This is a genomic window from Asticcacaulis sp. AND118, from assembly GCF_020535245.1.
Classification (GTDB): Bacteria; Pseudomonadota; Alphaproteobacteria; order Caulobacterales; family Caulobacteraceae; genus Asticcacaulis.
The window spans coordinates 2,308,565-2,321,170 of sequence record NZ_CP084910.1 but is presented as its reverse complement, the minus strand read 5'-3'; the positions used below and the strand labels follow the sequence as shown (position 1 = coordinate 2,321,170).

At 60.0% G+C, this 12,606-nt stretch carries 19 protein-coding genes and 1 other RNA gene; 13 read left to right on the top strand and 7 right to left on the bottom strand.

The genetic code is table 11. The features are described 5' to 3' along the window. Positions 1 to 41 precede the first annotated feature (41 nt). Entirely contained in the window at positions 42 to 779 is a 738-nt protein-coding gene (locus tag LH365_RS11250) for a hypothetical protein (RefSeq protein WP_226743725.1), read from the bottom strand. Between the two features lie 240 nt (positions 780 to 1,019). Between LH365_RS11250 and LH365_RS11245 the strand changes: the two genes are divergently transcribed. The 5 genes from LH365_RS11245 to rnpB all read left to right on the top strand — a co-directional run bounded on the left by LH365_RS11245 (position 1,020) and on the right by rnpB (position 3,797). Further along, the gene (locus LH365_RS11245; protein WP_226743724.1) at positions 1,020 to 1,697 is read left to right on the top strand and encodes a TerB family tellurite resistance protein; all 678 of its coding nucleotides are present in this window, start codon (positions 1,020 to 1,022) and stop codon (positions 1,695 to 1,697) included. Positions 1,698 to 1,948: 251 nt separating this feature from the next. Beyond that, positions 1,949 to 2,194, top strand: coding sequence for a hypothetical protein (locus LH365_RS11240; RefSeq protein ID WP_226743723.1), 246 nt, complete (start codon positions 1,949 to 1,951; stop codon positions 2,192 to 2,194). An 81-nt stretch (positions 2,195 to 2,275) separates the two neighbouring features. Continuing rightward, a complete protein-coding gene (locus LH365_RS11235) occupies positions 2,276 to 3,013 on the top strand; it encodes an N-acetylmuramoyl-L-alanine amidase (protein ID WP_226743722.1) in 738 nt (245 codons plus the stop codon). Next, positions 3,014 to 3,385: a hypothetical protein gene (locus LH365_RS11230; RefSeq protein ID WP_226743721.1), complete on the top strand. Its 372-nt coding sequence runs from the start codon at positions 3,014 to 3,016 to the stop codon at positions 3,383 to 3,385. It abuts the gene before it with no gap. 34 nt (positions 3,386 to 3,419) lie between these two features. After that, positions 3,420 to 3,797: RNase P RNA component class A (gene rnpB / locus LH365_RS11225), an RNA gene on the top strand. A 45-nt stretch (positions 3,798 to 3,842) separates the two neighbouring features. On the opposite strand, the gene LH365_RS11220 is transcribed toward rnpB, so the two are convergent. The 4 genes from LH365_RS11220 to LH365_RS11205 form a co-directional block, all read right to left on the bottom strand. Further along, positions 3,843 to 4,079, bottom strand: a complete 237-nt coding sequence (locus LH365_RS11220) for a type II toxin-antitoxin system RelE/ParE family toxin (RefSeq protein WP_226743720.1) — start codon at positions 4,077 to 4,079, stop codon at positions 3,843 to 3,845. Continuing rightward, complete coding sequence (locus LH365_RS11215; protein ID WP_226743719.1) at positions 4,076 to 4,255, bottom strand: hypothetical protein; 180 nt, start codon at positions 4,253 to 4,255, stop codon at positions 4,076 to 4,078. Before LH365_RS11215 ends, LH365_RS11220 begins: the two co-directional genes overlap by 4 nt. Positions 4,256 to 4,292: 37 nt before the next feature. After that, on the bottom strand, positions 4,293 to 4,520 hold the full coding sequence (locus LH365_RS18620) for a putative quinol monooxygenase (protein ID WP_255606610.1): 228 nt from the start codon (positions 4,518 to 4,520) through the stop codon (positions 4,293 to 4,295). A 505-nt stretch (positions 4,521 to 5,025) separates the two neighbouring features. Then, complete coding sequence (locus LH365_RS11205) at positions 5,026 to 5,367, bottom strand: hypothetical protein (RefSeq protein ID WP_226743717.1); 342 nt, start codon at positions 5,365 to 5,367, stop codon at positions 5,026 to 5,028. A 186-nt stretch (positions 5,368 to 5,553) separates the two neighbouring features. Here LH365_RS11205 and LH365_RS11200 point away from each other — a divergent pair, with 186 nt between their 5' ends. Further along, positions 5,554 to 5,835, top strand: a complete 282-nt coding sequence (locus tag LH365_RS11200) for a hypothetical protein (RefSeq protein ID WP_226743716.1) — start codon at positions 5,554 to 5,556, stop codon at positions 5,833 to 5,835. A gap of 31 nt (positions 5,836 to 5,866) precedes the next feature. Here LH365_RS11200 and LH365_RS11195 read toward each other — a convergent pair whose 3' ends face one another. Continuing rightward, positions 5,867 to 6,388: a DUF4236 domain-containing protein gene (locus tag LH365_RS11195; protein ID WP_226743715.1), complete on the bottom strand. Its 522-nt coding sequence runs from the start codon at positions 6,386 to 6,388 to the stop codon at positions 5,867 to 5,869. Positions 6,389 to 6,408: 20 nt separating this feature from the next. Beyond that, entirely contained in the window at positions 6,409 to 7,038 is a 630-nt protein-coding gene (locus LH365_RS11190) for a S24 family peptidase (protein ID WP_226743714.1), read from the bottom strand. Positions 7,039 to 7,096: 58 nt separating this feature from the next. Here LH365_RS11190 and LH365_RS11185 point away from each other — a divergent pair, with 58 nt between their 5' ends. From LH365_RS11185 to LH365_RS11155, 7 genes are all read left to right on the top strand, one after another. Then, positions 7,097 to 7,423, top strand: coding sequence for a helix-turn-helix domain-containing protein (locus LH365_RS11185; RefSeq protein ID WP_226743713.1), 327 nt, complete (start codon positions 7,097 to 7,099; stop codon positions 7,421 to 7,423). 2 nt (positions 7,424 to 7,425) lie between these two features. Then, positions 7,426 to 8,955, top strand: coding sequence for an AAA family ATPase (locus LH365_RS11180; RefSeq protein WP_226743712.1), 1,530 nt, complete (start codon positions 7,426 to 7,428; stop codon positions 8,953 to 8,955). Continuing rightward, entirely contained in the window at positions 8,927 to 9,847 is a 921-nt protein-coding gene (locus LH365_RS11175; protein WP_226743711.1) for a baseplate J/gp47 family protein, read from the top strand. Before LH365_RS11180 ends, LH365_RS11175 begins: the two co-directional genes overlap by 29 nt. After that, entirely contained in the window at positions 9,838 to 10,404 is a 567-nt protein-coding gene (locus LH365_RS11170; RefSeq protein ID WP_226743710.1) for a YmfQ family protein, read from the top strand. The genes LH365_RS11175 and LH365_RS11170 overlap by 10 nt, the downstream gene beginning before the upstream one ends. 14 nt (positions 10,405 to 10,418) lie before the next feature. Further along, the gene (locus LH365_RS11165) at positions 10,419 to 11,153 is read left to right on the top strand and encodes a hypothetical protein (RefSeq protein WP_226743709.1); all 735 of its coding nucleotides are present in this window, start codon (positions 10,419 to 10,421) and stop codon (positions 11,151 to 11,153) included. Between the two features lie 9 nt (positions 11,154 to 11,162). Continuing rightward, entirely contained in the window at positions 11,163 to 11,417 is a 255-nt protein-coding gene (locus LH365_RS11160; RefSeq protein WP_226743708.1) for a hypothetical protein, read from the top strand. Positions 11,418 to 11,484: 67 nt separating this feature from the next. Continuing rightward, positions 11,485 to 12,303, top strand: coding sequence for a DNA adenine methylase (locus tag LH365_RS11155; RefSeq protein ID WP_226743707.1), 819 nt, complete (start codon positions 11,485 to 11,487; stop codon positions 12,301 to 12,303). Positions 12,304 to 12,606: the final 303 nt, after the last annotated feature.

The following is a 12,606-nucleotide window of genomic DNA, read 5'->3' as shown; positions in this document are numbered from 1 at the left end:
GACGCCACCATCGCCCGGCGTGGATAATAAAGGCTTAAGCCCTATTCCCCGTCCTTCTTGCCCCAGCCGAGCTTGCCCATCAGGCCGGTGGCCCAGTTGCCGCTCTCCTTGCCCGTACCGGTCTTACCCGTGGTGCGCGACGAGCCGATGGCGGCGTCCGCGTCTTCAGGCGCGGTTGTGGCGTTGACCTTCTTCGGCGTGAACACGTCGAGCGTCTGACGCTCGCTGGACGGCTTCATCGCCTCGGCGATGATCTTCGCCTCTTCCTTGGTCTGCATTTCCTTGAAGATGTCGGGATGGCCCGACAGCGTCTTGGCCGCGCGCTCGCAATCGCCGGGCAGGGACCAGTTGACATAGGCCCCGGCGGCCTGCCCCTTGGGGGCCTTGCGCGCCTCTTCCCAGCCGTTGAAGCCTTTTTCGCGGGCGGCTTCGGCGCTCTTGCGGCCTTCGGGCGCTTCGCCCTTCTTCGACAGGGTCAGGGCGGCTTCGTAGGCGCGCAGGTAGGAGGCGCCGATCTTTTCCATATCCTGGCTCAGGGGCTCGACGTCGGAGATGCGCTCGGCCAGGTCCATATGGCCGGAAAGGATGCCGTGGCACCACGCGACGCGGTTGAAGTCGTCGGCCGGGGCATCGGCGATGACCGGGGTGCGGATAACCTGTTCCTTGATGCCGGTGACATTGGTGGCGATGGGGCCGTCGTCCGTTTGGGCGAGGGCGGAACCCGCCAGAACCAGAGCCACTGCACTGCTTAAAACCTTGGCCGAAATCGTCGCTTTCATGGACGCCGCTATCCTCGTATCGAAACTCATGCGCCCCTCTATTGCTGACAAATTGGGGCGAAATCGCGTTTTAACGTCTTTTAAGCGCATTCCAAAAAGTGTGAAGCGGTTTTTGGAAGCGAATGCGCGATAAGAAAATGCGAACCGCACGCCGCAGCGCACATAAAAAACGCCTCTTACAGAAACTTAATGGGTTTTGCGCCGTAATATCGACTAGAGTGCCGGGTAGGATAAAGACCTATGAGTTTCTGGAAAAACCTCGCGCATAAAGCCGCTCACGCCTTCGACCCGGCCGATTGCACCGATTGCCCAAAGGGGCAGCCCGGCCGCGACCCGGCCTTCGCCACGGCGGTAACGGCGCTGGGGGCCAAGCTGGCCATGGCAGATGGTTTGGTCGATGAGACGGAAGAACAAGCCTTTTTCGACGTTTTTCAGCCTGAGCGCGGGGCCTATGACAATATCCGCCGCCTGTACGATCTGGCGCGTCAGACCAGCCTCGGCTTCGAATCCTATGCCCGTCGCCTCGCCAAGCGCTATTCGCAGTGCCCGCGCATCCTTGAGGACGTGCTGGAAGGCCTGTTCCATATCGCCGTGTCCGACGGGCACCTGACCGATCGCGAAGAGGCCTATCTGGAAACCGTGGCCGATTTGTTCGAGATCAGCCCCGCGACCTATCGCCGCATCCGCGCCGACTATGCGGGGCCCGACGCCGACGATCCCTATCACATTCTGGGCATCCATCCGGGCGTGGCCGATCATGAAATCCGCATCGCGCGCAACAAGGCGCTGGGCGATGTCCACCCCGACCGCATCATGGCGCGCGGCCTGCCGTCTGAATATGTGGGGATTTTCACGCATAAGGCGGCGCGTATCAACGAAGCCTACTCGCAGATTTTGCGCGAGCGTGCGTTGCAATAGGGCGCTGCCAAGTCTTGAGAACGGCTTTGAAATCGATGTCTCTCTTAACAAGTCATAAAAAAGTTAAGTTAACGCCCCGCCCGGTGGTTGACGCAGGCCTTAATCGTGCCAATCTGCTGTGGTGCAGTGCAGGTCATCACCCATCCTGCATGGCGCGTAGTGAGGTTTTGTAAGCCATGAGCGATCTGATGTCCGTTTTCGGAAGTTTCAAGCGACCCCATCCATGGGCGCAGGTGCGTCGGAGGAACGCCATGGCCAGACTCAAGCACATTATCATGATGACCCTCGTCGGTCTGATCTCGCTGGCCGGCGTCGTGCTGGCGGTGATCTTCGCCGGCATTCTGGCGGCTTTGGCCGCCATAGGCGTTGGGCTGATGGCCCTGACGGCGCTGTTTACGCGCAAGCCGATCCGCGTCACGGTCAACCGCGCTAAGCCCAAGCGCGAGGACGGCGTGCTGGAAGCGCGCAAGAACGGCTCGACCTGGGAAGTGTATTAGGGAAGTGTAGCAGGCTTTTAAGCCTTGAAGGATTTGTAACCCCGGCCTATCAAGCCGGGGTTTTTGTTTGCGGATTTGCCGATGATTTCGCTGCCTTCCCCCAATTTCAACGCCCGCAAGTCCGTGCCCGACATGGTCGTCCTGCACTATACGGGCATGGAGACGGCTCAGGCCGCGCTCGACCGCCTGTGCGACCCGGCCGCCGAGGTTTCCGCCCATTACTGCGTCGGCGAAGACGGCACGGTGTGGCAACTGGTCGATGAGGAGCGCCGCGCCTGGCACGCAGGGGTGTCGGTGTGGAAGGGCGAGCGCGACATCAACAGCGCCTCTATCGGCATCGAGATCGTCAATCCCGGCCACGCGTTCGGCTATCAGGACTTCCCGCAGGCGCAGATCGACGCGGTGATCGGCCTGCTTGACGGCATCCGCGGACGCTGGGAGATTCCGGATCATCGTATCCTTGGCCATTCCGACGTCGCGCCGGCGCGCAAGGAAGACCCCGGCGAGCGCTTCCCGTGGCAGGCGCTGGCCGAGGCCGGGCATGGGCTTTGGGTCGAGCCGCCTTTGCCGCCTGAGGGCGTCATGGGGCCGCCGCTCGATATCGGCGATGCCGGGCCGGGCGTGTTTGCGCTTCAGGGGGCGTTGGGCAAGCTGGGCTACGACATCCTGCCGGGCGGGCCCTATGACGCGGAAACGAAAGCCATCGTCACCGCCTTTCAGCGCCATTGGGTGCAGACGCGCATTGACGGAAAGGCCGATGCCTTGACGCGGGTGCGCCTGATGGCCTTGCTGCGGCATATCACGCTTCTGGAGGGGTAGATGACTTACCAAAAATGGGACTATGTCTTTCTGTTGCTGTCGGGCCTGTGGGGCCTGATCGGCGTCATTCTGCTGGCGGCGGGCAGCCATGCCGATCCGCGCCTGACCTCGGCGGGCATGTTCCTGATGTTTCACGCGGCGACGGCTATCGGCCTGATCCATTCGGGTTTCATGGGGCCAAGGATGCGGCTCAACGTCATGTTGTTGCTGATGGTCGGCAGCGGGGTCTTTGCCGCCGACATCTGTTCGCGGGTGATGCGCGGGCAGGGGCTTCTGCCCAATCTGGCGCCGACCGGCGGCGTGCTGGTCATGCTGGGCTGGGCCGGTGTGGCGCTGGCCGCCGGATTGAAGCTGACGGCGAAGAAAGCTTGATTTGGGCCCCGCTTTCCCGCACAAGGCGCGTGGATCAGATGACCGGGCGATCGCAGGACCTCTTCGGAGGCTTGAGGAAAGTCCGGGCTTCACGGTAATAGGGCGGCGGGTAACGCCCGCCAAGGGTGACCTTAGGGATAGCGCCACAGAAAACAGACCGCCCGGCGTAAGCCGGGTAAGGGTGAAACGGTGCGGTAAGAGCGCACCGCGCGACCGGCAACGGAAGCGGCACGGCAAGCCCCGCCCGAAGCAAAACCGAATAGGAACGGCGCGTCGGTTCTCCGACAGGGCATTACCGCCCCAGCACGTTCGGGTTGGTTGCATGAGCGGCTGAGCAATCCGTCGCCAAGATGAATGATCGCCAGAGGGCGCAAGCCCCGAACAGAACCCGGCTTACAGGTCATCTGATCCAGTCTCTATCCTTCCCGAGGGAAGGTCCGCCGCTGATGAATGACGGTCAGAATGTCCAGTTCGGTCTCCGGTAGACGATGGTATAGGACAGGCCGGGTATGGCGAACTCCCGTGTATCGGCTACGCGACCGGGACGGCCAAGCAGCGGGAAGCGTTCGAATATCATGATGGTCTGACGGATGCGCGCGATTACATTGGCCGCAGCCCGCTCATTGTCGTCGGAGATGGTCTTGTAAATGGCGCGGAGGTCAGCTAGCGCCTCCGGCGTGAACGCAATGTTCACTGCCCAAGGTCTTTCCACACGTCATCGGCTGGGATCATTTGAGAACGGTCCGAAGATTGTTCCAGTGCACGTCGAATTTTTTGATCTTTCCAGACCAGATAATCGGAATCGAGATTTTCCACTTCGCCGGTGCGAAGATGTTGCTCGATCTCTTTCGGGGTTTCGATGCGCGACATGCTTCTAACTTAACAGATGTTGGAAGTGTTATGAAGGCTAAATCCCATAACGCCCGATGGGCTCCGTCACCACATGCTCGCCAAAGGAAGCGATCAGCGGCATGGCCTGTTTGATCGTCTCGGCTACGGTCGGGATATGCAGCGACGCCTTGTGGCTTTCGGCGCTGTCCCAGACCTCGGTAACCCACAGCTTGTCTGCGTCGTTCGGGTCTTTGGCCACCACATAGCTGAGACAACCGGGCATGGCGTCGACGCTCTGCGTCATCAGTGCGATCAGGTCGTCGCGTTTGCCGGGGTGGGCCGATGTAAGGGGACAAGACTGTTTAGAGTACCCATTTGGGGTGGGATAGTCCGGGATTGGGCGGGATATCGTGGGATGAACCCTTGAAAACTCAGGGTTTCCGTATGGCGTGGCTTTTTGTGCGCGGCCGGGGGCTGTGTCTATAGTGAATGCGGTTTTAGACACTAAACGGGCCGATATCGGCTCTTGGGGGCGGTTTGAGCGGTTTGAGCGCGGCAGGACCTTAGGCGGCGCTTAGGATCGGTCTGAGGGCCGTCTTAGGCCCTTATCTGTAAGGCCTTAGAGGTTAAAGGCAAAAGCGGTGCCTGCGCGCGTGCCGGGCCGAAGTGGGCATGATGCCCGCTTGATTTGCCTTTGCGAACTGTGCCGCGCGGCGCACAGAACGCAAAATCGGCGCACAGAATGAAATATAAATAAATACAGATAGATGTGAGTGGGTATCAAAACCCTCGCTTAGAGAGCGACGTTCTTACTGTGCAACGTTTGTGGCGGCGCGAAGGGCGCGGCGAATGCCAGCAGACGCATTGCCTTTTCCCAGTCGGAGAGCAATCTCCCAATCTGCATCTGAGATCGAGATCAAGCGGCTGGGTATTCGATCTGCGGGTACAGTATGGCCTTGAGCGACGTAGCATCTGGCTCGGCCACTGTAGGTCATAGCCTTTGGATTAAGGTCCATGAACCGTTTCAGATCGTTTGTCGCCTGATTGACGTGAATGCCGTAGCGCTCGGTGAGATCAGTGCGATTGATGCGACCGTCACGTGCCAGCTTCTCACCTATAAATCGGATACGCTCTTGCTGCGCAAGTCTCATCTCGTGCCTTCCTCTCGCCTATATATGCGTATTAATATATAATTATCCGCACACAGTCCAGCGTCTACAAGACATGTTGGTTGGTGTACGACGGTCCCGTGCAACCTGTTAATTCCGGTCTTTTGATACCTTGACTCGTTCCCTGATTTCTGGAACAAAATGGGAACAAATACGCGAGGTGGGAATATGAATACGGCGCAAAAAGTGTCCGAGATGGATGATGAGATTGAGGAACTGGTGACCGCGCTGGAGGAGCGTTGGCGTGACGGCCAGATGCTGCTGAGGGCTTTTCCACGGGAGGCAACGATCCGGGGGTCGTGCCCGATGTGCGGGCTGGAAAGGGTCGAGCAGGTCGGCCTGCTGGTCGATCGGTACGAGGTCAACGCCATGACGCTGACCGACCTGGGCGATGCACTCAGGTGCGAGCGTCCGAGCTGCAAAGAGCGGCTCGACTATCGGCTGGAATGAGGAAGGGCCGGTCTTTCGACCGGCCCTTCTTCTATTGGACTGAGCTTGGCGCCGAGGTCTTCGCTATCGGTTGACCCGGATCATTAACCGCCAGAACACCAACTGTGATGAAGCCCAGAATCAGCGAAAGCACCAAAGCTATACCGGCCTTGAGGCGGGTGTTCAGAAGCCGGAACTTGAGCGGCTTAGCCAGAGCAATAATAGAAACTAACCCCATCAACCCAAAAACAAAGACTGCCAAACCCGCCCAGCCGGCATTGCTCGGCGCACTCGATGAAACGCCGTCGGTACAAGATCTGACGAGCCAGACCCCACCGACCAAAAGCGCAAAGATAGTGATGCAGCCAGGAGCCTTGAAATCAGTGCCACCTGTTCTCTTGGTCTCGTAAGAAAGGCCCGACCCCGGAACGCCGACTGTGGTCTTAGCTCCTTTCTCATTCAAATTGACGGTGGCACCTTTGGTCCCAATGCTGGTGCTGCTGACCCCCTTCTTACTGAGATTGATGCGCACACCAGGCGCTATCTTAATCGACTTTCTAAAACGAAACCCCATAATCCCCCTCCTTCTGAGGCCTAGAGCAAAGTGCCGCTCCAGATGGCGCGGCCGATAATATCGAAGTGTTGCCGCTCGGAGCCGATGATGCGGTCGGGCGGATAGATCGGATTGTCGGAGATGACCTCGATATCGCCCAAGCCGACAGTGCGCAGGCGCTTCACCTTCAGGTCATTCTCCAGCCGGAAGGCATAGATGCCCTCAACCAGGTTACGCGCATTGGTGTCGATCAGGACGTAAGAGCGGTCACTGATCGTCGGGTACATAGAGTCGCCGGCCGCCTGCATCATAACCAGTCCCTTTGTGTTGTCCCGGCGCAGAGCGCCCATGACCTCCGGGGGCATGTTAATGTTGCCGATGACATTCTCAGCCGCCGTCACGCCGCTGCCGGCCGCGAGGCGAGTATCGAGCAGGGGCACGGAAAAATCGGGCGGCGAGGTGAAACCAAAGTCGTCGCTGTAAAGCTCGCGACTTTCACGTTTTCCAATGCCGAGCACCAGCCACTCCGGATTTACGCCGAGAGCGAGTGCAATTTGCACCGCTGATTCGGCGCTCGGCATCACCTTAGCTCGCACGTATTCCGAAATTTTGGATGTGCTTTGGCCGGTTATCTCAGAAAGTTTGGACTGCTTCCAACCTTTTTCGTCCATTGCGGACTGTAGTCGCGCAGAAAATTCTCCTTTTACGGAGTCCCGGCCTTGACCTTCTGTGATTTTTGATAAATTATCCGAATTTACGGAACTCATATTCTGTCATTTCGGAAACATGGCCAAAAGAAAACTCCATCCCGAAGAAGCCAAGGCTCGTCTTCGCATAAAAACCGGGACTTTGACGGCATTTGAAGCCGCTAACGGTCTTTCCCGTGGCGCGGTGAACGATGCTCTGCGCGGCAAATCAAACAAAACGCTGCGCCTTATCGCTCAAACGATCGGGGTTTCCGAAAGGTCGATCAATGCCGGTCAGAAAACCGGAATTACAGACCCTTCTACATCCGATTTTTCGGATTCGCACCGTCTAAATGAAGGGGCGAAATAGACATGGCCGGAGAAGTCGTGAAGCTGGCCCAGCAGGGGCCGCAAGAACAGGTCATTCATATCGAAGTCGGACAAATCGACGCCGGTACGCGGTTGCGTCCGGTCGATGTTGTCAGGGCGGAAGGCATTGCCGCGTCGATCCAGAAAGAGGGGCTATTGCACCCGCTGGACGTCTGCCGGTTACCCGGCCGCACTGACTATCTGCTTGTGTGCGGCGGTCACCGCCTTGAGGCGGTCAAGCTGCTCGGCTGGGAGACCGTGCCGGTCTTCCTGCGGTCCAACGACGCGATGGATCGGCTGGCGCGCGAGGTGGCAGAAAACCTGTTTCGTGCCGACCTGACTCCTCTCGATCGGACCATGTTTGTCAGCAAGCTGATCCAGATCGAAAAGTCCCGCGCCGGTATCGCTGATGATAAGGACGGGCGTGCGCTCAACACTGATCGGCGGTCGCCAAAACGGCAGGTGCGTGACGATTTATGCACCGTGCATAAATCGTTCGGCCTTCAAGAGAAGGTCGCGCAGCGCTTCGGCCTTTCTCAGTCATCGGTCTCCCGCGATCTGGCTCTGAACCGCATCTCCCCCAGCCTGATCGAGCGTGTCCGCAAGCTGCCGATCGCCGAGAACGCCGGGCAGTTGCGCCAGTTTGCGTCGGGCAAGTACACCGGCAATCTTCAGGAGACGGGTGAGAAGGTCAATAAGTTCCTGATCACCAGCGCCGGCCAGAAACAACTGGATCTGACCGCCGCCGTCACGCCGAAGTTTCAGCGCACCCGCACCGCCAACCGCATCCATTCGATGCTGAAGTGGGCGCAGCGCGGCAACATCGTCCAACTCACCGGTGAGCCGGGCGTCGGCAAGACAGCTGCCCTGATGCAATACGAAGAAGATAACAGCAACGTCTGGCGGATCACCTCGTCATCGACCCGGTCTTCGGTCAATGCGGTCCTGGCGCAAATTTGGAAAGCCTTCGAAGGCAACCAGCGCGCCGGCTCCAGCTACCACCTGTCCGAAATGATCCGTCACCGGGTCACGGATTGCCACGCCCTGATCATTGTCGATGAAGCCCAGCACCTTGACGACAAGGCGTATGAGGAACTGCGGGCCATCTACGACGATACGAACTGCGGCATCATGTTCACCGGCAACCGCCGTGTCGCGGCGAAGATCGAAGGGCGTCGTGACGCCGACCATGCGCAGCGCTTCTCTCGTGTTTCGATGCGTCACCACATAGCCACGCCCGATAAAGAAGACGTCTCGGTCCTGCTCGCTGCTTGGGGTGTCAGGGAAGGTAAAGAACTCGACTTCATGACGCGCATCGCCATGAAGCCGGGCGGCGGCGCCTTGCGCTCGCTGACCAAGACCCTCGAATTGGCGACGCTCATCGCTCACGGCGACGCGGAATCCGAACTCTGCCTCGAATACATGCAGGACGCCTGGGCACAGCTCAGCGCTAAGCCGCCTGCGCCGTTCAGTACTGGGCGTCTTGGGCCGAGTTTCTGCCGCCATGTTCCACGGCGTTTACGGCTATCTTGATTACTTGAGCAACCAGCTCTTACCCGACAAAGCGGAAGGGGACTGGCTGCGCCGTCATGCCGCCATCTGGGGCGTATCCCCAAAGGCCGCTGAGGTCGCGTCCGGGCCTGTGATCCTGATCGGCGAAAACGACGCCCCGGTCCCGGCCGGCACCGAGCTTCAGCGCATCGACGGCGCGGTCTTCGCGACGGCGGCCGAGGTCATCATCACCGGGGGCACGGCTACGGCTCAGGTCGTTGCGGTCGTGCCGGGCGCGGCCGGCGTGACGGCAGGCGGCACGACGCTGTCCTTCGTTTCACCGGTGTCGGGTGTCCAGTCTCAGGCGACGGTTGGCGTTGCCGGTATCTCAGGCGGCGCGGACGAGGAAACCGAAGCGGCTCTTAAAGCTCGGCTCTTACTTCGCATCCGTAACCCCAGCTATGGCGGCAGCGCCTCGGACTATGAACGCTGGACCCGCGAGATTGCGGGCGTGACGCGCGTCTGGGTCTATCCGAAATGGTACGGCGAAGGCACGGTCGGCGTCGGTCTGGTTTATGATGGGCGCCCGGATATCATCCCGCTCGATGGCGACCTTGAGGCCGTCACGGCGCACCTTGAGGCCCTGCGGCCCGTCACGGCCGAGGTGCTGGTCTTTGCGCCGATTCCGGACGTGATCAACTTCACTATCGCGCTCAACCCGAACACGGCCGATGCCCGCGCGGCGGTCGAGGCGGAACTGGCGGACCTGCTATACCGCGAAGCCGCGCCGGGCGGCACGATCCCGCTCAGCCACATTCGTCAGGCCATATCCAACGCCGTCGGTGAGTACGACCACACCCTGATTGCGCCGTCCGCACCGATCGTCTCGGCGACAGCGCATCTCGCCGTCATGGGAGCCATCACATGGGCCTGACGATCGCCAATGTGGTTGAGGCTTTCCGGCGACTCCTACCGCGGGGCCCGGCTTGGAGCTTCACATCTGAATCGACATTTGCCGATCTGCTGGAAGCCTTCGCCGAGGAATACCTGCGGATCGACGGCCGTATCGACGTGCTGATGCGTGAAGCCGATCCGCGCCAGACGCAGGAGCTGCTCAGCGACTGGGAGCGCGTGGCGGGCCTGCCTGACGCTTGCACCGGCGTCCTGACCGAAGAAGACGATCGGCGTCTGGCGCTGTGGCAGCGGCTCACGGAATCGGGTGGCCAGTCGATCGCCTTCTATAAGGCTCTGGCGCGCAAGGTCGGTTACGAGATCGAGATCTACGAGTTCCGGCCGTTCACGGCGGGATCGTTCGCCGGCGGGCGCTTGTTCAGCGATGCCTGGGCGCATTCGTGGCAGGTGGTGGCCTTCACCGACGGTATCCCGATCTTCGCGCTGGAGTGCATCATGCGGCGGCTGGCCCCGGCTCATACCACCGTCTTCTTCAGCTATCCGAACGCCTCAGAGCCCGCTTTTTTTTTGACTTCCTGACGGGGATTTAGACCATGCACAAGATCGATGGCAGCGGCCACGTCAACAGCCAGTTTGTCGAGGGCAACCCGGCGATCGGACAGGCTCCGACCGTCGTCACGGCCAAGTGGCTCAATGCCATTCAGGCCGAACTGGTCAACGTGATCGAGAGCGCCGACATAGAGCTGAACGACGGCGTGAATACGCAGCTTCGGCAGGCGATCAATGCCATGATTGCCGATATGGCCGGGGAGTTTAACGACGCCCTGACCGCCTACCAGACCGCAGTGAATGACGCTCTCGCCCAGGTGAAGGCTTTTCAGACCACCGCCTTCTTCCCCGTCCAGCAGGGCGGCGGTGCCGGGCAGGGCAACAGCAAGGTCCATATCGGCTGGGATGGTGCCGCTTTGAAGGCGCAGGTCGATAATACGGACCTCGGCCGCTTCATCATGGGCACGGCCTTCGACGAAGAAAACCTGACCGGGGCGGCGGGCCACTATGAGCTTCCGGGAGGCGTCTTCATCAACTGGGGCCGCAGCGGCATCCTCGGCAACGATGGCACCGAAACCATCGCGCTCTCCAAACCCTATGCGAACAAGCTGCTGGCGGTTACCGCCTGCGGTCATGAGAGCGTCAGCAATGCCGACAACTGGGGCAACATCTACAACCCGCCGATTGACCTGCCTTGCAACGAAATCACGGTCATCCGTGGCTACACTTCCGGCGCCGGCAGCAACGGCCGGGTCGGCTTTATCGCTATTGGCTATTGAGGCGCGCACATGTCGGACAGCATCAAATACTTCGGTACCGAGACCGTTCACGGCCACGACGGCCAGCCCCTGCCGGCAGACACGCCGATACGGGTGGAGTTCAAAGGCGGCGATCTGCACGCCGATATCAAGGCGGGCGTCATCGGCCACCTCGATCACCGGCCGAACGTTGGCCTACCCGATCAGCTATACCCTCCGCGAATAAGGAGGAGGGTCAGGGCGTTGCGACCGCCCGAACCCGCAGGCAGGCACCTGCACCGATGACGGCCGCGAACCGTCAGTGATTCCCCCACGCCGCGCGGGCGCCGGGGGGTAGTGAGAGTAAACTGTAATGGAGTCACATATTATCTCCCCCGAGGGGAAAACCCCGATCCGTCCGGTCCTGCCGGTCGCGCCCTACATCGGCGGCAAGCGCGCCTTGGCCAAACGGTTGACGGCCATCATCGACAACCACGACCACCACACCTACGCTGAGCCGTTCGTCGGTATGGGCGGTGTCTTCTTCAGACGAAGCCGGCGCGCCCCGGCCGAGCTGATGAATGACTGGTCTCAGGACGTCGCCACCCTGTTCCGCATCCTCCAGCGCCACTATGTGGCCTTCATGGACATGCTGAAGTACCAGCTTACGACCCGGACTGAGTTTGAGCGCCTGCTCAACGTGCCGGCCGACACCCTGACCGATCTGGAGCGGGCGGCGCGGTTCCTCTACCTTCAGCGCGTTTCGTTCGGGGGCAAGGTCAATGGCCGGACATTCGGCTTCTCGCACGGCCGCCCGGCGCGGTTCGATCTGACGAAGCTTCAGGCCATGATGGAGGACGTTCACGAAAGGCTGGCCGGGGTGACGATCGAGCGAAAGCCCTTCGATCAGTTCATCGAGCGCTATGACCGCACGGGCGTCCTGTTCTTCATCGACCCGCCGTACTGGGGCAATGAGACCGATTACGGGGAAGGGATGTTCAGCCGGGACCACTTCGCGGTCCTTAAGGGCGTCTTAGAACCCCTCAAAGGGTCGTTTGTAATGACCTTAAACGATCGGTCTGAGGTCCGAGAGATGTTCGGCGGCTTCGATATTAAGGCGGTCGACCTGCACTATTCAGTAGGAGCCGGAATAGTCCCCGCGAAAGAGGTGATCATCAGCCGGCTAAGATAAGTCGGAGGCGGGACAGAAATGAAATGCTCTAAAAGCTTCTGTCCCGCACTCTAAAACCTTTTGGCGCGCTACAGCCGAAAAGCTGCCGATCAGTCCGTACATATCCGTTCTCCCAATTTCGCCCCGCAATTCTGCCGTGTCGCCGCGACAAAAGCTGTCAGTAGCCAGCCCGCTCGCCGCCCTGTGCATAAGTCGCATGGCGCACAGGCTTATGCACAGGCTCGGTTAATCTTTGCGGTCGTTGCAGTTTCATGATTTTTAAAGCTTTTAGCAACACTTCATTCAGCTTGTTTGCAAAAGTGT